The sequence below is a fragment of the Mucilaginibacter sp. KACC 22773 genome (genome assembly GCF_028736215.1).
Classification (GTDB): domain Bacteria; phylum Bacteroidota; class Bacteroidia; order Sphingobacteriales; family Sphingobacteriaceae; genus Mucilaginibacter.
Genome location: NZ_CP117883.1, coordinates 1,259,664 through 1,285,240 on the forward strand (window position 1 = coordinate 1,259,664; position 25,577 = coordinate 1,285,240).

22 protein-coding genes are annotated in these 25,577 nt (G+C 42.9%); all 22 read left to right on the forward strand.

Translation table 11 applies throughout. The features are described from left to right. Positions 1-153: 153 nt before the first annotated feature. The 22 genes from PQ469_RS05550 (at position 154) to PQ469_RS05655 (ending at position 25,511) form a co-directional block, all read left to right on the forward strand. Positions 154-918 carry an alpha/beta fold hydrolase gene (locus PQ469_RS05550; protein WP_274212048.1) on the forward strand — a complete coding sequence of 255 codons (765 nt, stop codon included), beginning with the start codon at positions 154-156 and terminating at the stop codon, positions 916-918. A 2-nt stretch (positions 919-920) separates the two neighbouring features. Continuing rightward, positions 921-1,583, forward strand: a complete 663-nt coding sequence (locus PQ469_RS05555) for a CBS domain-containing protein (protein ID WP_274212049.1) — start codon at positions 921-923, stop codon at positions 1,581-1,583. 163 nt (positions 1,584-1,746) lie between these two features. Further along, positions 1,747-2,628, forward strand: a complete 882-nt coding sequence (locus tag PQ469_RS05560) for an NAD kinase (RefSeq protein WP_090651273.1) — start codon at positions 1,747-1,749, stop codon at positions 2,626-2,628. Positions 2,629-2,637: 9 nt separating this feature from the next. After that, a complete protein-coding gene (gene porG / locus PQ469_RS05565) occupies positions 2,638-3,426 on the forward strand; it encodes a type IX secretion system protein PorG (protein WP_274212050.1) in 789 nt (262 codons plus the stop codon). A gap of 127 nt (positions 3,427-3,553) precedes the next feature. Further along, on the forward strand, positions 3,554-4,075 hold the full coding sequence (locus tag PQ469_RS05570) for an ExbD/TolR family protein (RefSeq protein WP_274212051.1): 522 nt from the start codon (positions 3,554-3,556) through the stop codon (positions 4,073-4,075). Positions 4,076-4,475: 400 nt separating this feature from the next. Next, positions 4,476-5,216, forward strand: a complete 741-nt coding sequence (uppS, locus tag PQ469_RS05575; protein ID WP_090651369.1) for an undecaprenyl pyrophosphate synthase — start codon at positions 4,476-4,478, stop codon at positions 5,214-5,216. Positions 5,217-5,279: 63 nt separating this feature from the next. Next, positions 5,280-7,832, forward strand: coding sequence for an outer membrane protein assembly factor BamA (gene bamA, locus PQ469_RS05580; RefSeq protein WP_090651270.1), 2,553 nt, complete (start codon positions 5,280-5,282; stop codon positions 7,830-7,832). A 15-nt stretch (positions 7,833-7,847) separates the two neighbouring features. Continuing rightward, on the forward strand, positions 7,848-8,378 hold the full coding sequence (locus PQ469_RS05585; RefSeq protein ID WP_090651269.1) for an OmpH/Skp family outer membrane protein: 531 nt from the start codon (positions 7,848-7,850) through the stop codon (positions 8,376-8,378). A 58-nt stretch (positions 8,379-8,436) separates the two neighbouring features. Continuing rightward, positions 8,437-8,949, forward strand: coding sequence for an OmpH/Skp family outer membrane protein (locus PQ469_RS05590; protein WP_274212052.1), 513 nt, complete (start codon positions 8,437-8,439; stop codon positions 8,947-8,949). Between the two features lie 65 nt (positions 8,950-9,014). After that, entirely contained in the window at positions 9,015-9,860 is an 846-nt protein-coding gene (gene murI, locus PQ469_RS05595) for a glutamate racemase (RefSeq protein WP_090651267.1), read from the forward strand. Between the two features lie 503 nt (positions 9,861-10,363). Further along, entirely contained in the window at positions 10,364-11,434 is a 1,071-nt protein-coding gene (locus tag PQ469_RS05600; protein ID WP_274212053.1) for a complex I subunit 1/NuoH family protein, read from the forward strand. 165 nt (positions 11,435-11,599) lie between these two features. Next, the gene (locus tag PQ469_RS05605) at positions 11,600-12,190 is read left to right on the forward strand and encodes a 4Fe-4S binding protein (RefSeq protein WP_274212054.1); all 591 of its coding nucleotides are present in this window, start codon (positions 11,600-11,602) and stop codon (positions 12,188-12,190) included. Then, entirely contained in the window at positions 12,187-12,735 is a 549-nt protein-coding gene (locus PQ469_RS05610; protein ID WP_274212055.1) for an NADH-quinone oxidoreductase subunit J family protein, read from the forward strand. Before PQ469_RS05605 ends, PQ469_RS05610 begins: the two co-directional genes overlap by 4 nt. Then, positions 12,732-13,037, forward strand: a complete 306-nt coding sequence (nuoK, locus tag PQ469_RS05615; protein ID WP_274212056.1) for an NADH-quinone oxidoreductase subunit NuoK — start codon at positions 12,732-12,734, stop codon at positions 13,035-13,037. The genes PQ469_RS05610 and nuoK overlap by 4 nt, the downstream gene beginning before the upstream one ends. Then, complete coding sequence (locus PQ469_RS05620) at positions 13,037-13,822, forward strand: hypothetical protein (protein WP_274212057.1); 786 nt, start codon at positions 13,037-13,039, stop codon at positions 13,820-13,822. The genes nuoK and PQ469_RS05620 overlap by 1 nt, the downstream gene beginning before the upstream one ends. Next, positions 13,815-15,926 carry an NADH-quinone oxidoreductase subunit L gene (nuoL, locus tag PQ469_RS05625; protein WP_274212058.1) on the forward strand — a complete coding sequence of 704 codons (2,112 nt, stop codon included), beginning with the start codon at positions 13,815-13,817 and terminating at the stop codon, positions 15,924-15,926. Before PQ469_RS05620 ends, nuoL begins: the two co-directional genes overlap by 8 nt. Before the next feature lie 5 nt (positions 15,927-15,931). Next, the gene (locus PQ469_RS05630) at positions 15,932-17,536 is read left to right on the forward strand and encodes a complex I subunit 4 family protein (protein WP_274212059.1); all 1,605 of its coding nucleotides are present in this window, start codon (positions 15,932-15,934) and stop codon (positions 17,534-17,536) included. 6 nt (positions 17,537-17,542) lie between these two features. Next, positions 17,543-19,552, forward strand: a complete 2,010-nt coding sequence (locus PQ469_RS05635) for a DUF4139 domain-containing protein (protein WP_274212060.1) — start codon at positions 17,543-17,545, stop codon at positions 19,550-19,552. Between the two features lie 5 nt (positions 19,553-19,557). Further along, on the forward strand, positions 19,558-21,057 hold the full coding sequence (locus PQ469_RS05640; RefSeq protein ID WP_274212061.1) for an NADH-quinone oxidoreductase subunit N: 1,500 nt from the start codon (positions 19,558-19,560) through the stop codon (positions 21,055-21,057). 102 nt (positions 21,058-21,159) lie between these two features. Beyond that, positions 21,160-22,467 (forward strand): ammonium transporter, encoded by a 1,308-nt coding sequence (locus tag PQ469_RS05645; RefSeq protein WP_274212062.1) that lies wholly within the window; start codon positions 21,160-21,162, stop codon positions 22,465-22,467. A 235-nt stretch (positions 22,468-22,702) separates the two neighbouring features. After that, positions 22,703-23,323 carry an alpha-ketoglutarate-dependent dioxygenase AlkB family protein gene (locus PQ469_RS05650; RefSeq protein ID WP_274212063.1) on the forward strand — a complete coding sequence of 207 codons (621 nt, stop codon included), beginning with the start codon at positions 22,703-22,705 and terminating at the stop codon, positions 23,321-23,323. 208 nt (positions 23,324-23,531) lie between these two features. Continuing rightward, entirely contained in the window at positions 23,532-25,511 is a 1,980-nt protein-coding gene (locus PQ469_RS05655; protein ID WP_274212064.1) for an amidohydrolase family protein, read from the forward strand. Positions 25,512-25,577 lie beyond the last annotated feature (66 nt).

Consider the following 25,577-nt stretch of genomic DNA (forward strand, 5'->3'; position numbering starts at 1 on the left):
TAATCAATATAACGTTAACATCTACATTAATAAATTATTGCTATAATTGTTGCAACTCGTTCGCAGTAAACTAATTTTACAGCGGATTAACACATTTTATATACTAAAACGGGTTTTGGTATAGTTAATTGAAAATTAATACTAATTATTTATATGGATTTCGTGCTTAAAGAGGAACACGGTTTTAGTTACATCGATGAGGGCGAAGGCGAGGTGCTGTTACTACTGCACGGTTTAATGGGTTCGTTGAGCAACTGGGATGGCGTGGTTAATCAATTTAAATCAAAATACCGCGTATTAATACCTATATTGCCTATTTATGATATGCCGCTTATTACTACAGGTGTTAAAAGCCTGTCGAAATTTGTGCATAAGTTTATCAAGTTTAAAAAACTAAGCAATATTACTGTGCTTGGTAACTCGCTTGGCGGGCACGTGGCTTTGGTATATGTTTTGGCTCATCCCGAAAATATAAAGGCCATGGTGCTAACCGGCAGCTCGGGTTTATATGAAAACGCCTTTGGGGGGTCGTTCCCGAGACGCGAGAGTATTGATTTTGTAAGAGAAAAGGTACAATATACATTTTATGACCCTGCTATTGCAACAGATGAGCTGGTTAATGACGTATACAAGTTAGTAAACGACAGGCATAGCGTTATAAGGTTACTGGCTATGGCAAAATCGGCTATCAGGCATAATATGAAAAAAGACCTTCATAAAATGCAAATGCCGGTTTGTTTAATATGGGGCAAGGACGATAAAATAACCCCGCCCGAGGTAGCGGTGGAGTTTAACGAATTATTACCCAATGCCGAGTTGCACTGGCTTGATAAATGTGGCCATGCCCCTATGATGGAGCGGCCCGAAGAGTTTAACGTGTTGCTGGGCGCATTTTTAGAGAAAGTAAAGGATAAGTAAACATGGTTGCAATTGAGTTGATAGCTAACGCGATACCACCGGTACACACTTCTGACCCGATACAGAAGGTTTATGACCGTATGGTGGAGTTTCGTGTGCGCCATTTGCCAATTGTAAACGAAGAGCAGTTCCTGGGCCTTATATCCGAGGACGATATGGTTAACGAAAGTGATAACCAGGTGCCTGTTGGCGCATTGGCATTATCGTTGGTTAACCCTTATGTGCTGGAAGATCAGCATATTTATGATGTTATCCGCCTGTTTTATGAACGCCAGCTTACCATAGTGCCCGTGCTTGATGCCAAGCATAATTACCTGGGCATGATATCTATAAATGCCATTACCGAATATTTTGCTAAAATCACAGCGGTATCGCAGCCGGGTGGTATAATCGTGCTCGAAATCAATAATAAAAATAATTCCCTGGCACACATGTCGCAAATTGTCGAATCGGATAATGCCCAGGTGCTAAGTTCATATGTACAAACCTTCCCCGATTCAACCCGGATGGAGGTAACGTTAAAAATAAACAAGCAGGATATATCAACCATTGTAGCCACATTCCTCCGTTATGAGTATGATATTAAAGCAACCTTTAACCATACCGACAACAACGATAACGCCCGCGACCGGTACGATTCGCTCATGAATTATCTCAATCTTTGATCGTTCATTGGTTCACGGGTTCATGGATCATTATAAAAAGTTCATAATTCATGGTTCATAGTTCATAGCAGAAAGTTATTGGCATAACATGATATCATTTGAAAACCGGCCATGAACCATGATCTATGAACCATGAACAAATTCACCACCCAAAATGTAAAGCATGAAGATAGCAGTTTACGGCAGGCCATTTAATGAACCTTCGGTTATACCTTATATACAGCAGGTATTTGATAACCTGGCGCTGCACAATGTAGATATTTATGTGCACTACCAACTTCATGAGTATCTGCAGGATAAAATAAACGGGGTAAAATATAACATACTGCAAGCCACTGACTCATTAAAGGGTTTTATAGATATTTTTATAACCCTTGGCGGCGATGGCACCTTGCTGGATATGGTAACCGTTATCCGCGACTCCGGCATCCCAGTCATCGGTATCAATTTTGGCAGGCTGGGCTTTTTGGCAAGTGTAAATAAAAGCGACATTAACGCGGCTATACACGCCGTGGTAAACAGGGAGTTTACGCTGGATTGCCGCGAACTGCTCAGCATCGATTCAAAAACCAATGTGTTTGGCAATGATAACTTCGCGCTTAATGATGTAACCATCCATAAACGCGATGATGCGGCAATGATTATCACCCATGTGTTTTTAAACGACGAGTTTTTAAACTCCTATTGGGGCGATGGATTGATTATATCAACTTCCACCGGCTCAACCGCTTATTCGCTAAGCTGCGGCGGCCCAATTATATTCCCGCAATCAAACAGTATTGTGGTTACCCCGGTATCGCCGCATAACCTGAATGTGCGGCCAATTATACTGCCCGATAACAGCAAGCTATGTTTCGAGGTCGAAACCCGCAGCTCTAAATACCTGGTATCGTGCGATTCGCGGATGGCTGTTATGGACGAAACCATGAAATTCCTGGTGCAAAAAGCAAACTTCCAGCTAAATTTAATCAGGTTAAATAATGAAAGTTACTTAACCACGTTAAGAAACAAACTATTATGGGGATTGGATGCCCGTAATTATTAATTTTGCTTGATGCCCAAATTTGTACTTTTTGCACTACTCTTCCTATTTTCTTATCATGTACAGGCCCAAACCTGGGAGGTAGGCGGCTCTGTTGGCGGGGCAGGTTATATTGGCGATTTAAACCCCGATAATCCGGTTAAAGTAAGCGGGGCATCTGCAGGCTTATATGTTAAACGCAATTTTGATGGTTACTTTTCGGCAAAACTAAACTTTAGTTACGCTAAATTTGGCGCGGCCGACAGTACATCTTCCAGCCAGCAATTTCGTGACCGTAACCTGAGTTTTACCGATGGGGTGATGGAGCTTGCCGTTATCGGCGAGTTTAATTTCCTGAAATATATACCAGATGCCGGGCCTAATAAATTTACGCCTTTTATATACGCAGGTGTAGGCATCACTGCTTATGACCCGCGTACGGTTTATAACGGCAGTGCCGGATCGCTCAGGCAATTGAAAACCGAAGGGCAGAATACCCAGTATGGCGATAATACGATAGTAATTCCGTACGGGATAGGCATAAAATACAATATCGGCGGAAAGTTTAGCCTGGCGGCAGATATGGGCTACCGCTACACCTTTACCGACTACCTTGATGATGTAAGCGGTATGTATGCCGATAAAAGTAAATTAACCGGTGTCGCCCGGGCATTATCTGATCGGTCGGGCGAGAAAACCGGTATCTACATTGGCTCGGCCGGTACCCAGCGTGGCGACCTTAAGCCACGCGACAGTTATTTTATAGTTGGGCTTACCATCTCGTATACCTTTGTTACCAAGCGCTGTTATTTTCAAAATTAAATTTTAATTTAAGAGAATTTAACAAATTAAATTTTGTTATTATCGCAATAAATGATCTTATAGTTCGTTTTGATATTAAAATCAGTATTTAATACTGGTATTAAATTTAACCTTAATCTATAATGTCATGGCCGAATTAACTGCTTCTCCCCAAAAATCAGGCGCAGCCCGCGGGCGCAAAAAACAAAACCTCAGGGTTGATCTTACCGCAATGGTCGACCTGGCTTTCCTGCTCATTACCTTTTTTATTATGACCACAACACTGGCCAAGCCAAAGGCAATGGATTTAGCCATGCCGGTAGGCGAGATAGACGTGCCTGTACCCGCCAGCCGAAGCCTTACCATTTGCCTTGGAAAAAATGATAAGGTTGTGTATTACCTGGGCGAACTTAAGAATCCTGTAATAGCGCCCACGGTGGCAGGCTTTGGACACAACGGCTTGCGAAGAGTGCTTATCGAAACCAATAAAATGATCCATGATAAATATGGTAAAGACATGATTGTTTTAGTTAAACCCAGTAACCATTCTGTTTACAGCAGTTTGGTGAGTACGTTGGACGAACTTACCATCACCAAAACAGACAGATATTCGATTGTTGATATTGCCACACCCGATATAGATGCCTTAAAGCAAAAAGGTATTTATTAAAATGATATTCAAGTAATTCCACCTAACCTTACACATATACTTTTGACGGGCATCACGACCATTTAACTGATCGTTGATGCCCTTTTTTGCGTTTTGTTGATTTATAAATGAAAATAAACAGCGGTATAAAATGCCATTTATGTGTTTTTTATGACATTTATTAACATTATTTACAATAACATTTTCTTTTATTGCGGCATACTAAAAAAATACAAAGTAAGTTTTACCTTTGTACCCTGAAAAAACCGGCAACGTGGCATTTAACTATTGCTGTTGACGGCTGATTTAGTAAAAGCGGATTAGTCTAAAAAACAAATATTTATTAGACATAGCATTGACGACATTTAAAACAAGCATGTCTTTTTTATAGCCATAACACCGGCTTTTGATAATGAGCAATATGGAATATTTGGATCAGATTGATTTGTTGAAACTACCTAAGCACGTAGCTATCATTATGGATGGCAATGGACGCTGGGCCAAAGAAAAAGGCAAATTACGCGTATTTGGTCATCACAATGGTGTAATATCTGTAAGGGATGTTGTTGAAGGATGCGATAAACTGGGTGTAAAATATATCACACTATATACCTTCTCATCTGAAAACTGGAACCGCCCTAAGTTTGAGGTAATGGCCATTATGGAGTTGATGGTAAGCACCATCCATAAAGAGATAGCCGGCTTTATGAAAAACAACATTAAGCTTAATGCCATTGGCGATCTGGATCTGCTGCCCTCCAAATGTTTAAAAGAACTTAACAACGCCATGGAAACCACAAAGGATAACACCGGAGTGATTCTTACACTGGCTTTAAGCTACGGCTCGAGGCGCGAAATTTTACATGCTGCCAAAAATATAGCAGCGCAGGTAAAAAGCGGCGAACTGGAGATTGAAGATATTGACGAAGCTGTTTTTGAACGCAACTTATTTACCAATGATATGCCCGACCCCGAACTATTGATACGTACCGGCGGCGAGTATAGGATAAGCAACTATTTATTATGGCAAATTGCCTATGCCGAATTGTATTTTACAACCAAGCTGTGGCCCGATTTCAGGAAGGAAGATTTGTACGAAGCTATACTTGATTATCAAAAACGCGAACGCCGTTTTGGTAAGACCAGTGAGCAGGTTAACTAAATTTTTTCTTTTAACAAATTTTAACAACTGTATAAATTAATTTTAGCCCACTAAAATATTCGAATGTATAAATTTCTTTTTGCTATTCTTTTCACTGTTTTTGGTACTGCTGCACTGGCCCAGGTTTCAAATGCGCCAAGGCCACAGCTCACCAAACAGATACCGGCCGATAGTTTAAGTTACCTCAATCCGCGCGATTATATTATTGGTGGTATTAGTGTAAGTGGCGTAAAATACCTTGATAAAGACAACCTGATATTGTTATCTAAACTAACCAAAGGTGATCGTATTAACCTGCCGGGCGAGCGTAATGCCGAGGTAATAAAGAAATTATACGAGCAGGGTTTATTTGACGATGTACAGTTAAATATCACCAAAATTAACATGGATACCGTTTACCTGGAGATTGTTGTTGTAGAGCGGCCACGTTTGTCGCGCCTGCATATTACAGGTATCCGTAAAGGCGAAATAGAAGACGTTCAGAAAAAGCTGACAGATAAAACTGGTAAAATAGTAAACGAAAATTTACTGAGCACAACATCGGCCATTATCAAAAAACATTTTAACGAAAAAGGGTTTTTAAATACCACCGTAACCATGACCCAGCGTAAAGACCCGGGAGATGCTAACAGTGTGATATTGGATGTTAAAATTGATAAAAAAACCAAAGTTAAAATTAACGACGTTACTTTTGAGGGGAACAAAGCCTTTTCGCAAGGTGATTTGCGTGGTTATTTAAGCAAAACCCGCAGAAGACATTGGTATAATCTTTTTGGATCGAAGAAATTTAAACAGGATAAATACGAAGAAGATAAGTTAAACCTTATCGAAAAAATGCAGGCCAAGGGCTATCGCGACGCTGAATTGGTAAGCGATTCTGTTTGGAAACACGACGATCAAACAGTTAATGTAAAAATAAAAGTTTACGAAGGCCCTAAATACTATTTTGGTAAAGTACAGTGGAGCGGTAATGCCAAGTATCCGGCCGATATATTGGAAAGGATCCTGCACATTAAAAAAGGCGATGTGTTTAGCGAAGATGAGTTAAACAAACGCTTAAGCGGCCCAACACCAAGTAATGACGACGTTTCATCGCTTTACCTGAATGATGGTTATTTAACTTTCAACGCCGACCCGGTACAAACAAGGGTTTATAATGATACTGTTGACCTGGATATTCGTATCTACGAAGGCCCGCAATACACTATTAACCGTGTAAGCCTTAAAGGTAATGATGTAACCAACGATAAGGTTGTGTTGCGCGAAATCCAGACCAAGCCAGGCCAAAAATTCAATAAAGAGTTGCTGATTCGCAGTGCGCGTGAAATTGGCCAGCTGGGTAATTTTGACGAGCAGAAGACAGAGCCTAAGCCAACCAACATCAATCCGCAGGATGGTACGGTAGATATTGTTTATAACGTAGTTGAAAAACCTTCAGACCAGATCGAGCTTTCGGGCGGTTTTGGCGGCGGGCAGTTGGTGGGCACATTGGGGCTTACTTTCAACAATTTCTCGTTACGTAATATCTTTAATCTTAAAGCCTACAAGCCGCTGCCAAAAGGCGATGGACAAAAGCTAAGCTTAAGAGGCCAGTCAAGCGGCCGTACCTATCAAAACTTCTCGTTCACATTCAGTGAGCCATGGTTGGGCGGTAAAAAGCCAATTTACTTTGCTTTATCGGCCTATACACAAGGTAGTTCAACAGGCCAGTATTATGCAAAAACAAGCCCTTACTACAATAACCTGCGTATTAACGGTGTTGGTATTACTTTGGGTAAACGTTTAAAATGGCCGGATAACTATTTCCAGCTTAACTACTCATTAAACTTTGACCACTATAACCTGGACAACTATACCGGTTACCTGTTTAGCAATGGTACATCGTTCAACATCAAATTAACACAGGAATTAACACGTAACTCTATTGATGCGCCTATATTCCCTACACAGGGTTCAAACATTAAATTTACGGTACAGGCTACGCCTCCGTATTCTATGTTTAACAACGTGAACTATAAAGTAGCTACCCCGCAGGAGCGTTACCACTTTGTTGAGTACTATAAATTCAAATACGACGCGCAATGGTTCAACAAAATTGTGGGTAAATTTGTGCTGATGAGCCAGGTAAGGTTTGGTTTCCTGGGTATGTATAATAAAGAAGTGGGCCCTTCACCGTTTGAGCGCTTTAAATTAGGCGGCGATGGTATGCAGAGCTACCAGTTTTTACAGGGTAGCGAGATCATCGGCTTAAGGGGTTACCAAAACTTCTCAATTGTGCCAGAAGGATCAAATGAAAATCAAAACACTAATACAGGTAGTACCATCTATAATAAGTACACCATGGAGCTGCGCCATCCGGTTATCGCCAGCCAGTCGGCAACCATATTTTTGTTAGCATTTGCCGAGGGTGGAAACGTTTGGAACAATTTTAGCCAGTTCAATCCGTTTAACGTACGTCGCTCTGTAGGTGTGGGTGCAAGGATATTTTTACCTATATTTGGCTTGCTTGGATTAGATTATGGTTACGGATTTGATAAAATACCGGGTGCGCCTGATGCAAACAGGGGGCAGTTCCATTTTACAATTTCTCAGAGTTTATCCGGCGGATTTAATTAATTTGCACCGCGATATATGAAAAAGATAATTTTAGTAGCCTTTTTAACGTTAACTGCATTTGCAGGGGCATATGCGCAACGTGTTGCATATGTAGATTCGGATTATATATTGAAACATATGCCCGAATACGCATCATCGCAAAAGCAACTGGCCGCTTTGTCTGATCAATGGCAAAAAGAGGTTGATGGCCGTTTCCAGGAAATTGACCGTTTATATAAAGCCTACCAGGCCGACCAGGTGCTGATGACAGCTGATATGAAGAAACGCCGCGAGGCCGAAATTGTAGATAAGGAAAAAGCAGCCAAGGATTTTCAGCGTCAAAAATTCGGACCTGATGGCGAGCTTTCACAAAAAAGTACCTCGTTGGTTAAACCAATTCAGGATAGAGTATCTAAAGCTGTACAGGCTGTAGCCGAAAGCAATGATTTAGATATCATTTTTGATAAAAACAGTGAGGTAATTATGCTGTACGCAAACCCAAGGTTTGACAAAAGTGCAGAGGTGATAACCAAATTAGGGCTTAAACCCGGTGTATTAGCCAAATAAATTTTTTGAATAAAAATAAGAACAGAACAAAACTATTATTAAACACAGGACAAGAAAAATGAAAAAACTATTTAAAGTTGCTTTAGTTGCAGTAGGAATGATATTTGCCGGCAACTTTGCCAATGCGCAGACCAAAATTGGCCATATTAATTTTAATGCGGTTATTGATGCTATGCCCGAAACCAAAACCGTTTCGGCCCAAATCCAGGCTTACCAGAAAACCTTTATTGATGTACTTACCAACATGAACAATGAGTACACTACAAAAGGCACTGATTTTCAAAGAAACCAGGCCACTATGACCGATGCTATACGTAGCCAAAAAGGTGCAGAGTTACAGGATATGCAAAAACGTATGTCTGATTATCAAACAGACGCTCAGCAAAAAGTTGAAGCTAAAAAGAATGAATTGGGCAAACCGCTTTTTGACAAAGCTACTGCCGCAGTACAAGCTGTTGCCAAAGAAAAAGGTTACGCTTATGTATTGGATTCATCACAGGTTAGCCTGTTGGTATCACCAGATGCTGACGATTTGATGGCAGCTGTAAAATTAAAATTAGGTTTAAAATAATATCAACCTTTAGTCATTTATAAAAAAGCGCTCCGTACTACGGGGCGCTTTTTTTATGTTTGTATATGCACAATCAACCTATAGGTATTTTTGATTCGGGCTTTGGGGGCCTTACGGTTTTTAAATCAATCATCGGCCAGCTGCCGGGTTACGATTATCTTTACCTGGGCGATAACGCCCGCGCCCCTTATGGCAACCGCTCTTTTAAAACCATTCATGAGTATACCTGGGAGTGTGTGCAATGGATGTTTGCACAGGGTTGCCCGCTGGTAGTGCTGGCCTGCAATACAGCATCAGCTAAAGCGCTGCGTACCATTCAGCAACAGGATTTAAAAAACGCCGACCCTACAAAACGCGTATTAGGCGTTATAAGACCTACTGCCGAAATTATTGGTAATTATACCAAAAGCAAGGAAATAGGGGTGCTGGGCACCAAAGGAACGGTACAGTCGGGCTCATACCTTATCGAGATCCAAAATTTTTTTCCGGATGTAAAAGTTTACCAGCAGGCCTGCCCGCTTTGGGTACCGCTGATAGAGAATGGCGAGTATGATCAGCCTGGTGCCGATTATTTTGTAAAGTTATATCTTGATGAAGTGATGGCACAGTCGCCGGCAATTGATACCATTTTATTAGCCTGTACGCACTATCCCATTATTCAGGATAAAATTGAAGCCCTGTTGCCTGCCCATGTTAAAGTGATAGCCCAGGGCGATATTGTAGCCAGAAGCCTGGTCGATTACCTGCAACGCCACCCCGAAATGGAGGCCAGGCTCAGTAAAAACGGCACCAACCAGTTTTTCACCACCACAGATGATACCGCCGATTTTGATCATCACGCCTCGCTGTTTTTCTCGCAGCCGGTAAAGTCGACTTTTATTTCGGCCAATGATTTGGTTACGTGTAAGTGAGTGATTGGGTTGATTAGGTGAGTGGTTGGTGAGCCGAAATCGTAAAATACAATCGTCATTGCGATGTACGAAGCAATCCCGAACTATGTGGGACTTAAGCATGTCAAAGATTGCTTCGTGCCTTATAATGACATCATTGTAAATTATTGATTATCAATATTGTTTTTTTGTAGAGACGCATAATTGCGTCTCCCGCATGCAAATCACACATGCAAATCGGCCTTGCAATCGCACCTTGCAAATCCTGAATGTCCTGCGGGAGACGCAATTATGCGTCTCTACAACAGCCCTATTTGCAGCAATGTCATTTCTGTTTTTTCCAGCCAAGCTGGTGATTACTCGCAATGACGGTTAAGTGTATAACCAACCCCTCACCTAATCAACCCAATCCAACTTATTCAACCTAATGCCACCCAATCAACCGCTAACCAATTTAATATACCAAACTTGTCGTCTAAAATAACTCAACATTTAGTAAGTTTGCAGCTTCATCAAAAAAGCGCTTGAATTATTATATCACATATTTTATTGTTGCTATAGGGTTGTTCAGTTTTTCGGCCTTTTTTGCGTTGTTTGGCGTTTATGCCGAGCGGAAGATCTCGGCATTTATACAAGACAGGCTTGGCCCTACCGAAACGGGTAAATTCGGCTCGCTACAAACCCTGGCCGATATTATGAAGATGATCCAAAAAGAGCTCATTATCCCGGCTGCTGCCGATAAATGGCTGTTTATGCTGGCACCTGCTGTAATATTTATAGCGGTATATATGGGCTTCGCCGCCCTGCCCTGGGGACCGGGACTCATCCCATCAAAAATAAATTTAGGCATCTACTATATCTTCGCCATTATCTCTATCGAAACATTGGGGATCCTGATGGCTGGCTGGGGATCAAATAACAAGTATTCAATATTAGGCGCCATGCGCTCCGCCGCGCAAATCATATCTTACGAAATTCCTGCCGGATTTGCCATTATATCCGTAGTGATGATCGCTCAAACATTGGATCTGCAGGCTGTGGCCATGCAGCAAGGTGTGTTATCGCCAGAGAAAATAAAATTTGCCGGTTTTTGGGATGTAACTACGACAGGCGGTTTGTTGAGCTGGAATATATTCCGTGCTCCACATCTCATCATCGCTTTTGTAATTTATTTTATAGCCTCATTGGCCGAAAGTAACCGCGCGCCCTTTGATATTCCCGAAGCGGAATCAGAGCTGGTGGCAGGTTTCCATACCGAGTTTACAGGCATCCGGTTCGCGCTGGTTTTTTTGGCCGAATATTCGATGATGTTTTTGGTGAGCATGATAGGGGTGATCCTTTTTTTAGGCGCCTGGAATACACCGTTACCAAATATGGGCCCGGTGCATTTGGCAACATGGACAACCGGCATGTGGTGGGGCATTTTATGGGTAAGCCTAAAAACTTTAGGGTTGGTAGCCATCCAAATGTGGATCAGGTGGACACTGCCCCGTTTCCGGGTAGATCAACTGATGAACCTTTGCTGGAAAGTACTCACCCCGCTGGCATTTTTATGTGTGCTGATATCGGGTGTATGGAGAGTGTGGCTGATGTAATTTGGGATGAAAGGTTAAAGGCGAAAGGTAAAAGGAACAAAGCAATTTCGGACATCGAAAAGTCAAAATCGGGTAAATCCCTTAATCTGATAAATCCCGGTTCAGACGATTTTTTTAGAATTTAGAGTTTAGAATTTAGAGTTTAGAATTTCAACAGTATTAGATTTGTTAACTAAGTTAATCAACGGTTTTACAACGGCATGGAAAGGTTTAAGCCTTACCGTGAAGCACTTGTTTGCCAATAATTCTGCGCGGAAGATAACAACCGTAAGTGATAGTAACTACTTTAAACAACTGGAAAAAGGCACCAACACCATCCAGTACCCCACGCAGCAATTGCCGGTGCCCGAAATTGGCCGGTACCAGCTGGATGTGGAGATGGACGATTGCATTGTGTGCGATTTATGCGCCAAAGTATGCCCCGTAGATTGTATTGATATTGAAGCCATAAAAGCTACGGAAGCCATTGGCCAAACATCTGATGGCACCACCAAACGGCTTTACGCAGCTAAGTTTGATATTGATATGGCCAAATGCATGTACTGCGGCCTGTGCACCATCGTGTGCCCAACCGAGTGCATTGTAATGACCAACCAATATGATAAAACCGTTTTTGAACTGAGTGACCTGGTTTACGAATTCTCGGACATGCCACCCGAAGTTGCTGCCGAAAAACGTGCCTTGTTTGATAAGCAACAGGCCGAAAAGCAAGCTGCCAAACTCGCCGCCATGCAAAAAAAGGAGGGCGGGGCATGAGCTTAGTCCGTGTGCTGTTTTATTTGATGAGTTTTATAGCGGTGGGTTCGGCGCTTTATGCGGCATCAACCACCAATTTGGTGCGCAGCATATTTGTATTTTTTGTCACCCTGTTTGCCCTGGCCGGCCTGTACGTTTTGGCCCTGGCCGATTTTGTGGCTGTTACGCAGGTGGTGATCTATGTAGGCGGAATATTGGTACTTATATTATTTGCTTTTATGCTATCCGGTAAAGAAACGTTGGATGTTTTGCAGCAACAAAAAGGTAAATTCTTCAGCATAGGCAAATTGCCCGCAATACTACTTGCTGCCTTGTTTTTTATCGTGATGATTAACGTAGCCTTAAAGGCTGATGTAGATAACCTGGGCTGGGTAAAGGATTCCATCGCCAATAATAATACCATTACCCCAAACGCGGTGATGATTGATAATATTGGTGTTAACTTAATGACCCGCTACCTGCTGCCTTTTGAGGCTATTTCCATTTTACTATTGATGGCGCTGGTTGGCGCAGCACACCTGTCACGTAAGGAGGCCGACGCATGATTACCTTAACCGATTTTTTGATTGTGAGTGTAATGCTGTTTTGCATCGGCCTGTACATGATCGTATCCAAACGTAACGCCATCCAGATATTGATCGGCATCGAACTGATATTAAATGCCGCCATATTAAACCTGGTTGCCTTTGGTAAACATGATGCTGCCAACAACAGCGGCCAGGTTTTCGCCCTGTTTGCCATTGTACTGGCTGCGGCCACAACTGCGGTTGCGCTGGCTATTATTTTGAACGTGTATAGGAAGTATAAAACTATTGATCCGGGTAAGATTAATAATTTGAGGGATTAATGATGAGAAGGTTGGTGATGATAATTTTGCTTTTTTTTCCATTAAGTTTCTTAGCTGGATTAGCGTCTGCCCAGAGGGTGCCTGCTGATTCTACAAAAAATGTCGATAGATTAATCTGCGCCAGTACGAAACGTAATTTCTACAAAACATTAATAGTAGTGAATGACAAACTTTATAGTGCAGATATTAAAAACCTCGACCCTAAAAATATAGCGTCAATTCAAGTATTTACAGGTGTAGCAGCTTTAGCAGTTTATGGTAGCCGAGCCGACAATTGTGTTTTGAATATTTATACTAAACAGTATAATCATGGTTTAATCAAAAAGTTAGCCAAACAAAAATTACCCGCCAACGACAGCATTTTATATATTTTGGATGGATTAATTTCTGATAAGAATCTAAATGGTCTGCAAGCCGGGGATATATTTAGTCGGGATAGCATTGGTAAGATTAAAGTCGCTGAAATATTTAACACAGTACCTAAAAATGGATTAGTTGTAGTTTTAACTAAACGTGCTGCAATTGATAGCTATCAGAAAAAGTTAAGCCAGTTTTCACAAGAATACAATGCCTTTCTCCAGATTAATCACTTTAATGACAGCAATATCGTTTATATGAATACTGTAAATGGTATTGAATATAGGCAACTGACAAAAGATGGTATCAATCTTCTTTATAAATTATCTGTAGATGATATTGTAAAGGTTGATTTTTCTCCGAGAGCACCAAACGCCGCAGGTTGGAAACCCAAGGTATTATCTATAACAACTAAAAAGATTGATTAACCAACTATCCCATACCAATCTCACCCTCATCGCCTGCACCCTCGCAGCGGTAGCGTTGCCCTTGCTTGCTGCTTTGGTAAACTTTTGCCTGCCGGTAAAAAGCAAGGTTGCGGGTTGGGTATCTGCCGTGGCTATTTTGTTGAGCTGTGTTTTGGCGGCCAAAGTATTCGCCGGGGTATGGAATAATCCGCAGGTACATGTAAAGCAGGTTTGGTTTACTATTGGGCATACTAAAGTTTATGCGGGCCTTCTGCTCAATAATTTATCGGCTTTGATGTTATTGCTGGTGTCGGTTATTGCATTGCCGGTGCATATTTACTCTACGGCGTATATGAAGCATGATGACAGGTATAGCCGCTACTTTACCTACCTCAGCTTCTTCTGTTTCAGCATGCTGGCTTTGGTAGTGGTGGATAACCTGGTGCTGTTTTACGCTTTCTGGGAACTGGTGGGCTTTTCATCGTACCTTTTAATCGGTTTTTGGTTTACAAAAGATAAAGCGGTACAGGCCAATAAAAAAGCCTTTATCATGAATAGGATAGGTGATATTGGCTTGCTAAGCGCTATTATTATCCTGTTTACCGTTTATGGCACTTTTGATATTAATGCGTTGTTTGGGCATCAGGGCATGCTCAGTATTTCTGCCATAAGGGATGGGCAATGGGCTATACAGCCCGATTTGCTGCCAACGTCTTACGGGTCGATATGGCTATCCGGTGGGGCCTCGGGGTCACTGCCAGCCATCTGGCAATACATCGCCGTCGCAGGTATCGTTTTAGCAGTCGCTGCTAAATCGGCACAGTTTCCATTGCACACCTGGCTGCCCGATGCTATGGAAGGGCCAACATCGGTATCGGCGTTAATACACGCTGCTACTATGGTTGCGGCAGGTGTGTTCCTGTTAGGCAGGGTATATCCAATGTTTACTCAAACAGAGCTTACCATACTCGCCTGCATTGGTTGCTTTACTGCTTTTATGGCGGCTACCATTGCGCTTACGCAAAATGATTTAAAACGGGTGCTGGCATATTCTACCATATCACAATTAGGCTTTATGGTTTTGGGTATGGGGGTAGGTGCTTACTCATCGTCGCTGTTCCATTTGGCTACGCATGCTTTTTTTAAATGTTTGCTTTTCCTGGTGGCCGGTATCGTGATCCACGAAATGCAGCATGTTAAAGAAGAAAACAACCTTGATATCGATCCGCAGGATATTTCGTTAATGGGTGGCCTGCGAAAAAAATTGCCGCTAACTTTCGTCGTCGCCCTTATTGGTGGTTTGGCGTTGATAGGCTTGCCGCTTACATCGGGCTATCTATCTAAAGATGGTATCCTGATCCAGGCTTTTGAATGGAGCGACGGCAAAGCTGCCTGGTTTAAGATAATCCCGATCATGGCGCTATTAACCAGCTGGCTTACGGCTTTCTATGTGGCCCGGCTGATCTTCAAAGTTTTCTTTGGCGAATTCAGGCTGAGCAAAACCTACCCGAACTTAAAGTTTCATATGGCAGATGGTGGCTGGCAATACAAACTGCCTTTGGTACTTTTGGCAGTTTGCTGCTTTTTTCCGCTGTTCTCGTTTACCCCGTTTTCTTACCAAAAAAGCTGGTTATTTCAAGGAACCAATATTTCGCCGATCAGCAAGTTCGAGAGCATTTATCACCTTACCATCCCGGCGCTGGTAAATATTTTCAGCCTACTGGTCATTTACGCTGCTTATGCCATCTATATAAAGCAAAGCAGTTTTGCATTCCCGCAAACCGGGCTCTTGTACCGCTTATCCTACAACCAATGGTATTTCGATAAAATATATAAGCGTGTATTCGTAAAACCGGTGTTGGGTTTGGGTAAATTCCTGTACTGGTTTGATAAAAATATTATTGATGGCTTCATCCACCTGCTTGCCACTATGAGCAGATGTGTTGCAAGCTTTGCCGCCTGGGCCGATAAATATATTGTCGACGGATTTTTGCACCTGGTGGCGGCCATTGTACAAAGTATTGGCAATTTTGCACGTAAATTCCAGGGGGGTAAGGTGCAATATTATTTGTTTAGCATGCTGGCCATTGTGCTGCTGCTGTTTATTTTAAAAATACTGATATAAACCTGATGAATATATTAACGCTACTCATATTTATACCTGTACTGTTTGGCATTATCATTATGCTGTTGCCATCAAGCATGCGTAACAGCTTTAAATATATTACCCTTGGCGCTACTTTGATCCAGCTGGGCATCAGCATCTGGATGTACCTTAACTTTAAAACAGGCGCCGGTTTTGGAGGTATTAACCACGAAGAACAATTTCAGTTTGTACAAAAACTACCCTGGATAAGCCTTAACCTGGGCAGCCTTGGCAAAATGCAGATTGATTATTTTGTGGGGATAGATGGCATTTCCATCACCCTGCTGGTCATGACATCGCTGGTATTGGTAATAGCAACATTGGCCTGCTGGGAAATCAAGAGCAACCTTAAAGGTTTTTTCCTGTTGTTTTTATTGCTGGATATGGCCGTTATCGGTGTGTTTTGCGCGCTGGATTTCTTCTTGTTTTACATGTTTTATGAGCTGATGCTGCTACCGCTATACTTCCTGATCGGGATGTGGGGCGGTGCAAGGCGCGAGTATGCTTCCATCAAATTCTTTTTGTATACCCTCTTTGGTTCGGTATTTATGTTATTGGTGATGGTGGGTTTATACCTCTCGGTTACCGACCCGGCCACCGGGAACCATACTTTTAACATGGTGCAGATGATGAACCCGGCCAACTTCAATGTAGGTTCGGTATTTTCACTGGCAAGCCACCAACCCATTTTGGGCATGCCTGCGCGCACCGTGGGTTTTGTGGTATTGTTTATCGCCTTTGCTATTAAAGTGCCTGTAGTGCCCTTACACACCTGGCTGCCGGATGCGCACGTGGAGGCACCTACGCCGGTATCTATTATCCTGGCCGGTATCCTGTTAAAAATAGGTGGCTACGGTATTATCCGCATCTGTATAGGCATCTTCCCCGAGGTTGCTACGGCGCATGCGTTCTGGCTGGGCTTACTTGGCGTTATTTCTATTTTATATGGCGCGTTCAATGCCCTTGCCCAGCGCGATCTGAAACGGATGATCGCTTATTCCTCAGTATCGCATATGGGCTTTGTGCTGCTGGGCATCGCCTCGCAAACTGCCGAGGGCGTAAGTGGCGCAGTAATGCAGATGGTGAGCCACGGCTTTTTATCAACCATGCTGTTTTTCCTGGTAGGGGTTATCTACAACCGGGTGCACGATAGGGATATTTACCATTTCCGTGGCCTGGCTACCCTGATGCCAAAATATACGGCCTTTGTCATGATCGCGTTTTTCGCCTCGTTGGGGCTGCCGGGCTTTTCGGCATTTGTTGCAGAGGCGTTTACATTAGCCGGCGTATTTAAATCGCATTCAGAAAATGGTTTATTACCTTATTGGATGGCCGTTTTTGGAACGCTGGGCATACTGTTTGGCGCGGCCTACTTTTTATGGACACTGCAACGCATGTTCTTAGGTAAAGAATCATTAAAAGGCGGGGCCGTTTGGAAGACCGCGCTTACAGATTTAAACCTGCGGGAGAAACTTACCCTTGCCCCACTGGCCATCATCGCCCTGACATTGGGTATAATGCCATCATTGGTTTTTGATAAGATCAACGATTCGGTATTGGCTTTTATACAATTTTTACATACCAAATAATTGATAGTGTATCAGCATAAATTCTTTTATGGAAAAATGCATACCGCTGCATCTTTAGTTTACCCAACGCCCTTTGAGGCTGATGGGGGAAAACTAACAGCAAGTATCCATTTAACCGAAGACGTTATGTTAAAAAAACTATCAACCGCTATTTTTTTATTTATAGCTATTGCCTCCAAAGCCGACGAAGGGCAAAAAATTGCCTCGAAAGTTCAAAAAGTTACCGTGTTTTTAAGCGGTGCGCAGGTAAGACGTACCGCGCAGGTAAACATAAGCGCGGGCACATCTACCCTGGTAGTCAACAACCTATCGGCAGATATGGATGTGCAAAGCTTACAGGTGAGCGCCGGTGGCAACTTTACCATCCTTTCGGTTAAGCACGAGCTTGATTTTTTAAACGAAGAACTAAAGCAAAAACAAATTACCGACCTGCAAGCCCAGCAAAAACTCATCAGGGATAAAATATCCCTACAAAACAGCCTGCTCCCTATTTACCAGGAAGAGGCCGATATGCTATCAAAAAACCAAGTTGGCAGCGGAGAAAAAAATGGGCTCGACATTATAAAACTCAAACAGGCGCTTGATTTTCAAACAGCCCGCCTAACCGAGATCAAACAAAAACAACAAGCTGTGGCCGACCAGGTTGCACTGCTAAACCTCGAGCTTCAAAAATATGATAAGCAAATTGTCGATATTGTTAAAGGCCGCCGCAGCACTACCAGTAATGTGTTGGTTACGGTATCGTCTAAAACCGATCTGCAGTCTGCATTTACCATCAACTATGTGGTACATACCGCCAGCTGGTACCCGGTTTATGATATCAGGGCCAAAAATGTAAACAGCCCTATCAGCATAACTTATAAAGCCAATGTATCGCAGCAAAGCGGCGAAGAATGGAAAAACATCAAAATCACCCTGTCAACAGGTAACCCGACCCTGAGCGGCAGTAAGCCTGAGCTTAGTCCGGATTATTTAAATTTTGGCATGTATTATTCAGGCGCTGCCGGCAATATTACTAAAGTAACGGGCAGAATTGTTGAGCAGGATGGTGGGCAACCCTTGCCTGGTGTAGCTATAAGAGTAAAAGGAACATCGATAGGGACGATAAGCGATAAAGACGGTAATTACGATATCCAGGTACCGGCCGGTAACCCAACGCTTACTTATAGTTACATTGGCTTTGAAACAATGGAGCGGCAGGCTAATGCGGCAGTAATAAGTGTGGCGCTAAAACCTGCCAATAATGCGCTGAACGAAGTTGTGGTTGTTGGGTATGGCAGTGTTTCAAACTCCCTTGAGGGACGGGCTGCCGGAGTGAGTGTTACGCCGGGATCAAAGGATAAACTACGGATCAGGGGCGCAGCTACCTACGCTACTACACCGATAGAGGTTCAAAAAATCGAAAACCAAACCAACGTAGAATTTGCCATCGCCAACCTGTACACCGTGCCAACCGATGGCAAGCAATATATGGTAGAGATCGGCCAGTTTGACCTGGAAGCCAGTTACCAGTACTACGTTGCACCCAAAATAAGCACCGATGTGTTTTTAACCGCTCAGCTTACCAACTGGAATAAATACAATTTCTTATCCGGCGAAGCCAGTTTGTTTTTTGAAGGAACTTTCATCGGTAAATCGTTAATTAACACTCAAGCCACTACCGATACGCTTAATCTTTCGTTGGGTAACGATAAAAATATAGTGGTTACCCGGACCCTGCAAAAAGAAATGGCCGGCAGGCAGGTATTTGGATCTAACAAAAAAGAGACCCGCAACTGGCTCATTGAAGCTAAAAACCGCAAAAGCCAGCCGGTTAATTTATTGGTAGAAGACCAGGTGCCCGTTTCGCAAAATTCCGATATCCAGGTGGATGTGCAGGAAACATCCGGTGCAAAATTGGATGCGCATACGGGCAAACTTTCATGGAATTTCGTGTTAAATTCGCAGGATGATAAAAAGGTGCAGTTAAAGTACCAGGTTAAGTACCCCAAAAATCAATCAGTAATAGTTCAATAATATAAATGCACCAACTGCTCAGTAACATATCCGAACAGCTAACCCAGGTAATTATCAGCCTGCACTATTTTATGCCCGAAGCATACCTGGGTTTGCTGTTTGTGTTTGTGATGATAACCGATTTGCTGTTTGGTAAAACATCTGCCGGTTATTGCCGCATGGTAGCCGTCACAGGCGTACTGTTGGTTGTATTTGCCGATTTAAAGCAATTTGGGCTGATATTGGATGGCCCGCACCTGCTGTTTAGCCAAATGATGCTCCTTAGCCGGAGCGGACTGTGGTTTAAAGTAATCATCGATTTGCTTGCCTTTATCCTGCTGTTATATTTTACGTGGGATGAGAAGCTGAAAAGCCACCAAAAAGGCTTATCAGATTTGTATTCCATCACCATAGCATCCATATTCGGGCTGCATTTAATGGTGATGGCGGTAAACCTGCTGTCGGTTTACCTCGCGATAGAGATGGTTTCTATCGCATCATACCTGATGGTAGCTTATCGTAGCGAGAACGCCTTTAGTACCGAGGCGGGCTTAAAATATGTACTGTTTGGGGCAGCATCGTCGGCCATTATGCTTTATGGTATGTCGTTGTTATATGCGTTTAGCGGTTCGCTGGATATTTTGCAGCACAATACCGTTATGGAGCTTTTAAAGGTTAATCACCTCAGTTCGGCCTTTGCAATTGTGCTGGTGTTGGTGGGCATAGGGTTTAAACTGTCATTTGTTCCTGTTCATTTTTGGGTGCCCGATGTATACCAGGGCGCACCAACGCCGGTTACGGCATACCTGTCAACTTTACCCAAAATTGCCGCGTTTGCTTTATTGGTCAACCTTTTACCTCCTTTTATGCTATTGGGTACCAATACTGGGTTCGATCTGGTTATTGTGCTGTCAGCGGCGGGTATTATCAGCATGATAGCGGGGAACTTTGCCGCGGTATTGCAAAGCAATATTAAACGGATGCTGGCTTACTCCAGCATTGGCCATACCGGTTTCGCACTGATGGCAGTAGTGGTACTTAACCAGCAAGGGATCTCGGCTTTAACTTATTACCTGTTAGTTTATGCATTGGCCAATATTGGCGCCTTGGTGCTGGCAACTTATTTTACCAATGTAATGGGCGCCGAAAACCTGGACGACTATAAAGGCCTTGGTTTAAAGTACCCTGTTGCCGGTGTTTGTTTCACTATTATATTAATATCGCTTACAGGTTTGCCGGTGAGTGCCGGTTTTACAGGTAAGGTGTTTGTGTTTTCGGCGGTGTACGGGCTATATCAGCAAAATCATAGCATCTGGCTGATGCTGATGATGGCTACCGGGGCTTTAACAACAGTAGTAAGCTTGTTTTACTACATTAAAATTCCGCTTAATTTATTCCTGAAAAGGTCAGAAAATCAGGATATTGAATATAGAAAATCCTATAATCTGCTCATTTTAGTTGTAATTATAAGCTTTATATTGATTTTGCTGGGAGTTTTTCCGGATTTCGTTTTAAAATACCTGTAAACTTAATTTTTTATTATCTATTTAATATAAAATTAACATAATCTTCTTTTTATAGGCGGAAAAATATTAATTTAGGCTGTTTTTTAACAAGTCTTAAATTAAATGAAGCGGTATATTCCTTTTCTAATTATACTTATAATTCTTACGCTTACTTTTCTATTTCCATCAGTCGAGTTTAAAAACTCCGGAAACCCCAATTTTAATACCGGGGATATAGCCTGGATGTTGATGTCGACAGCGCTTGTTTTGATCATGACACCGGGGCTTGCTTTCTTTTACGGCGGTATGGTCAACAAAAAAAACGTGATCTCGACCATGCTGCAAAGCATTGTTTGTATGGTTATCATCACGGTACTTTGGGGCATTTTTGGTTTTAGCCTGGCCTTTGGCGAGAGTTTTCATGGGCTGATTGGCAACCCTGCTACTTATTTTATGATGAAGGGGATGCTGGGCAACGCCACCTGGAAAGCCGCGCCAACCATACCTTTGTTATTGTTTGCTATGTACCAGTTAAAATTCGCCATTATTACCCCGGCGCTAATTACCGGTGCCTTTGCCGAGCGGATCCGTTTTAACTCGTACATTATTTTTTTGGTATTGTTCTCCATCTTAATATTCTCGCCGCTGGCGCATTGCACCTGGCATCCCGATGGAATACTGGCCAAACTGGGCGTGCTTGACTTTGCTGGCGGTACGGTAGTCCACATGTCGGCCGGATGGGCCGCCCTGGCTTCTGCATTATATTTAAAACGCCGCAATGAGGCCAATCATTCGCCTGCCCGTATTACTTATGTAATGATAGGCACCGGGCTTTTATGGTTTGGCTGGTTTGGTTTTAATGCCGGTTCGGCCTTTGGTGCCAATGCTTTGGCAGTAACCGCTTTAGCAACCAGCACAACAGCTTCGGCTGCGGGTGGTATTACTTGGATATTTTTTGATATGCTGCTTGGCCGCAAGCCATCGGCTATGGGTACCTGTATAGGAGCGGTAGTAGGCCTTGTGGCCATTACACCGGCTGCAGGTTATGTAACTGTTCCCCATTCGCTGGCTATCGGTATTATATCGGCCGTAATCAGTAACCTGGTTGTGGAGTGGCGTACACGCACTACCATTGATGATACACTTGATGTATTCCCTTGCCATGGGGTAGGTGGTATGGTGGGTATGCTGCTAACCGGTGTTTTTGCCAATCAGCACGTAAATGCTGCAAATACTACCGGCAACGGCCTTTTCTTTGGCGAAACGCACTTGTTTTTGGTGCAGTTATTAGCGCTGGTAGGCGTATCTGTCTTCGCGTTTTTCGGATCGTTGTTATTACTTAAAATAACAGATATGATCTCGCCTCTCCGGGTATCTGCCGAGGATGAAATTGTGGGGCTGGATATCAGCCAGCACGGCGAAAAACTTTAATCTTGAATTTCAAACCAAATCTATAAACCCGAAAGCCCGGCTGAGAAGCCGGATTTTTTTTATTTAGTGGCGGCGAGGGAGTCAAGAGTCAAGACACAGGGGGCGATGATTGCCGCGTAGTCATAAAAATATTATGTTATTAAACGTATTGACAATACACTTGTCTATAAAGTGGTGTTAATACGTGTTTTTGTCTTAACTCTTGATTCTTAGCTCTTGACTCAATTTTAAAAATATGTTTTCAGATAATCAATTAGGAATGTTTACAGCGGCTCATCAAAATATGCTACCTTTTGATGGTGAGGTTTATCTGTATCCCAATTTTTATGAAGAGGAGGGTAGCCTCGATATCTTTGAACAGCTAAAACACAGCATCCTTTGGAAGCAGGACAAGATGAAGATCTATGGTAAAATGGTCAACTTCCCGCGGCTTACTTCCTGGTATGCCGATGGCGACCAGGAATACACCTACTCCGGCGTAGTAAATACACCCATTCCATTTACGCCATTGTTAAGGCAGATAAAGGAGGCTGCTGAGCAACAATGCGGTAAACAATTTAACTCGGCCCTGCTTAACTACTACCGCCATGGCGGCGACAGTATGGGCTGGCACAGCGACGATGAAGAAGAATTGAGCGGCAATCCTGTTATAGCCTCGGCATCGTTTGGTGCTACCCGCACTTTCCAATTTAAACACAAGCAACAAAAGAGCGCTAAAGTTTCTATCGCCCTTAATAACGGCAGCTTGCTTATAATGCAGGGCGCTACGCAGCATAACTGGCTGCACCAGGTACCCAAAACTGCTAGGCAGCCAGGGCCCAGGATCAATATAACTTTCAGGGATATTAAGTATTAGATGTGCAGATTACAGATGTTGCCTGAATCAGAATTTACAGAATTTTAAAATTAGCACGATGCAGCGTTATTTTGAAAATTCTAAAATTCGGTAAATTCTGATTCAGAAATAAATGACAGACGGGGCATCTGCACATCTGTATTGCTTTTCAATCATTGCAACATCAGGGATTAAGTAATAACTTAGTTTATCTGAATCCACCTGCCGTATGAAAAAAAACATTGTGTTTGTCCCGCTTTTAGCGCTGGCTTTTAATGTAAAGGCTCAAACTGTTTTACCAACTGATAGCGGGACTTTCTTCCTGCATAAATTTGCGCAGCATATTGGTAAAGAAACCTATTGGGTAACTAAATATAAGGACTCCATTAAGTATGCCGTCGATTTTAAGTTTGTCGACCGGGGTTCCCCTGTGCCGTTGAAAGCCAGTTTAAAGTTAACTGCTACAGGTAACCCGCTCGAACTGGTTGTAAAAGGAAAAACATCCAGGTTTTCGACAATTGACGATTCGGTAAGGGTTTTAAATGACGGTGTTGTATTTAAGGTTGATGAAAAACTTACCAGCTATAAAACGCATCGGCGCCTTAGCTTTCCCGTGGCCGGTTACTCACCTACATTGGTACAACAAGCAATGCTGCAATACTGGAAAAAGAATAAGCAGCCGGAAACTATGAAAACCCTGCCCTTTGGCTCGGTACAAATAAAGAAAGACGGTACAGATCAATTGACTTTTAACGGTAAGCAATTGCTGCTTGAGAGATATACCGTAAGCGGCCTGGTTTGGGGCAACGAACTGATTTGGGCGGATGCCGGTGGTAAACTCATTTGCCTCATCACCAATGATGCCGAAGGCGACAAACTGGAGTCGGTGCGTAAGGAATATGAGAGCCTGTTGCCCGAACTGATTAGCAAAGCGGCGGTTTACGGTATGCAGATCTTCGCTAAGGCAGCAGCGCCTACGGGGGTGGTTAATAAGGTGATTGCCATTACCGGGGGGAACCTGGTTGATGTAAATACCGGCACCAGTATGCCCAACGCAGTAGTATTGATAGAAGATGGCCTGATAAAAATGACAGGTAAAGCGGGCAGTGTTAAAATACCTGCCGGCGCCAAAGTAATAAACGCCAACGGTAAAAGTATTTTACCTGGCTTATGGGATATGCATTCGCATTTTGAACAGGCAGAGTGGGGCCCGGCCTACCTGGCAGCCGGTGTAACAACGGTTAGGGACTGCGGCAACGAATTTGAATATATTAATGCTATAAAAAGTGCCATAGATGGCGGCAAAGGTGTTGGGCCAAATATCCTGAAAGCAGGTATTATTGACGGCAAGGGTCCAATGTCGCTGGGTATTATACAGGCAGATACAAAGGAAGAAGCCATAAAAGCGGTTGACCGTTATAAAGAAAATGGATTTGCGCAGATAAAAATTTACAGCTCGGTAAAACCTTCAATAGTAAAGGCTATTTGCGATGAAGCCCATAAAGTGGGCTTAACAGTAACCGGCCACATCCCTAACGGAATGACCTTGCAGCAGGGGGTAGACTCGGGCATGAACATGGTAAACCACGAGCAATATGTTTACGCCATTTTAAAAAGAAATAAAGACAGATCTGTAGATTTTGATGATTCGGTAAGCGTGGCGGCAATCAAATTTATTAAAGACCATCATGTGGTGATAGACCCCACTTTGGGTGTCTTTGAACTTGCCTTTCGAAATGTAAAAGATAGCATCACAAACCTGGAGCCGGCATACAACACATTACCGCCCCCATTGCAAACGCTGTTTAAAAACATGGGGATGGAACCGGCCAATGCGACAAAATTTCGGCCTGTGATGCAAGGCATGGTTACATCTGTAAAAAAACTGTATGATGCAGGCGTTATTATCGTAGCTGGTACCGATATGGGTTTCCCTGGTTTTAGCCTGTACAGGGAACTGGAACTATACGCATTGGCGGGTTTAACGCCCGCCCAGGCCATTAAAACAGCTACCATTACACCTGCCCAGGCCATGGGCATTGATAAACAAACCGGCTCAATTGAAGCGGGTAAGCAGGCGGATATTATACTGGTAGATGGCGATCCTTTAAAAAATATCAGCGATATCCGCAAAGTATCGGTTGTGATTAAAGCTGGCAGGGTTTATGACCCGGTGGCTTTACATAGGATGGTAGGTTTTTCGAGGTAGATGATAGATGTGCAGATTACAGATTTTAGATGTGCGGATGTTGTCTGAATCAGAATTTTTCACATT

Excerpts from the sequence above, each read along its gene's own strand:
- PQ469_RS05640 (WP_274212061.1), top strand. The coding sequence starts at position 19,558 with ATGCACCAACTGCTCAGTAACATATCCGAACAGCTAACCCAGGTAATT.
- PQ469_RS05585 (WP_090651269.1), top strand. The coding sequence starts at position 7,848 with ATGAAAAAGATAATTTTAGTAGCCTTTTTAACGTTAACTGCATTTGCA.
- PQ469_RS05620 (WP_274212057.1), top strand. The coding sequence starts at position 13,037 with ATGATGAGAAGGTTGGTGATGATAATTTTGCTTTTTTTTCCATTAAGT.
- PQ469_RS05610 (WP_274212055.1), top strand. The coding sequence starts at position 12,187 with ATGAGCTTAGTCCGTGTGCTGTTTTATTTGATGAGTTTTATAGCGGTG.
- PQ469_RS05560 (WP_090651273.1), top strand. The coding sequence starts at position 1,747 with ATGAAGATAGCAGTTTACGGCAGGCCATTTAATGAACCTTCGGTTATA.
- PQ469_RS05550 (WP_274212048.1), top strand. The coding sequence starts at position 154 with ATGGATTTCGTGCTTAAAGAGGAACACGGTTTTAGTTACATCGATGAG.
- PQ469_RS05655 (WP_274212064.1), top strand. The coding sequence starts at position 23,532 with ATGAAAAAAAACATTGTGTTTGTCCCGCTTTTAGCGCTGGCTTTTAAT.
- PQ469_RS05650 (WP_274212063.1), top strand. The coding sequence starts at position 22,703 with ATGTTTTCAGATAATCAATTAGGAATGTTTACAGCGGCTCATCAAAAT.
- porG (WP_274212050.1), top strand. The coding sequence starts at position 2,638 with ATGCCCAAATTTGTACTTTTTGCACTACTCTTCCTATTTTCTTATCAT.
- bamA (WP_090651270.1), top strand. The coding sequence starts at position 5,280 with ATGTATAAATTTCTTTTTGCTATTCTTTTCACTGTTTTTGGTACTGCT.
- PQ469_RS05555 (WP_274212049.1), top strand. The coding sequence starts at position 921 with ATGGTTGCAATTGAGTTGATAGCTAACGCGATACCACCGGTACACACT.
- PQ469_RS05570 (WP_274212051.1), top strand. The coding sequence starts at position 3,554 with ATGGCCGAATTAACTGCTTCTCCCCAAAAATCAGGCGCAGCCCGCGGG.
- murI (WP_090651267.1), top strand. The coding sequence starts at position 9,015 with ATGCACAATCAACCTATAGGTATTTTTGATTCGGGCTTTGGGGGCCTT.
- nuoK (WP_274212056.1), top strand. The coding sequence starts at position 12,732 with ATGATTACCTTAACCGATTTTTTGATTGTGAGTGTAATGCTGTTTTGC.
- PQ469_RS05590 (WP_274212052.1), top strand. The coding sequence starts at position 8,437 with ATGAAAAAACTATTTAAAGTTGCTTTAGTTGCAGTAGGAATGATATTT.
- PQ469_RS05645 (WP_274212062.1), top strand. The coding sequence starts at position 21,160 with ATGAAGCGGTATATTCCTTTTCTAATTATACTTATAATTCTTACGCTT.
- PQ469_RS05630 (WP_274212059.1), top strand. The coding sequence starts at position 15,932 with ATGAATATATTAACGCTACTCATATTTATACCTGTACTGTTTGGCATT.
- uppS (WP_090651369.1), top strand. The coding sequence starts at position 4,476 with ATGGAATATTTGGATCAGATTGATTTGTTGAAACTACCTAAGCACGTA.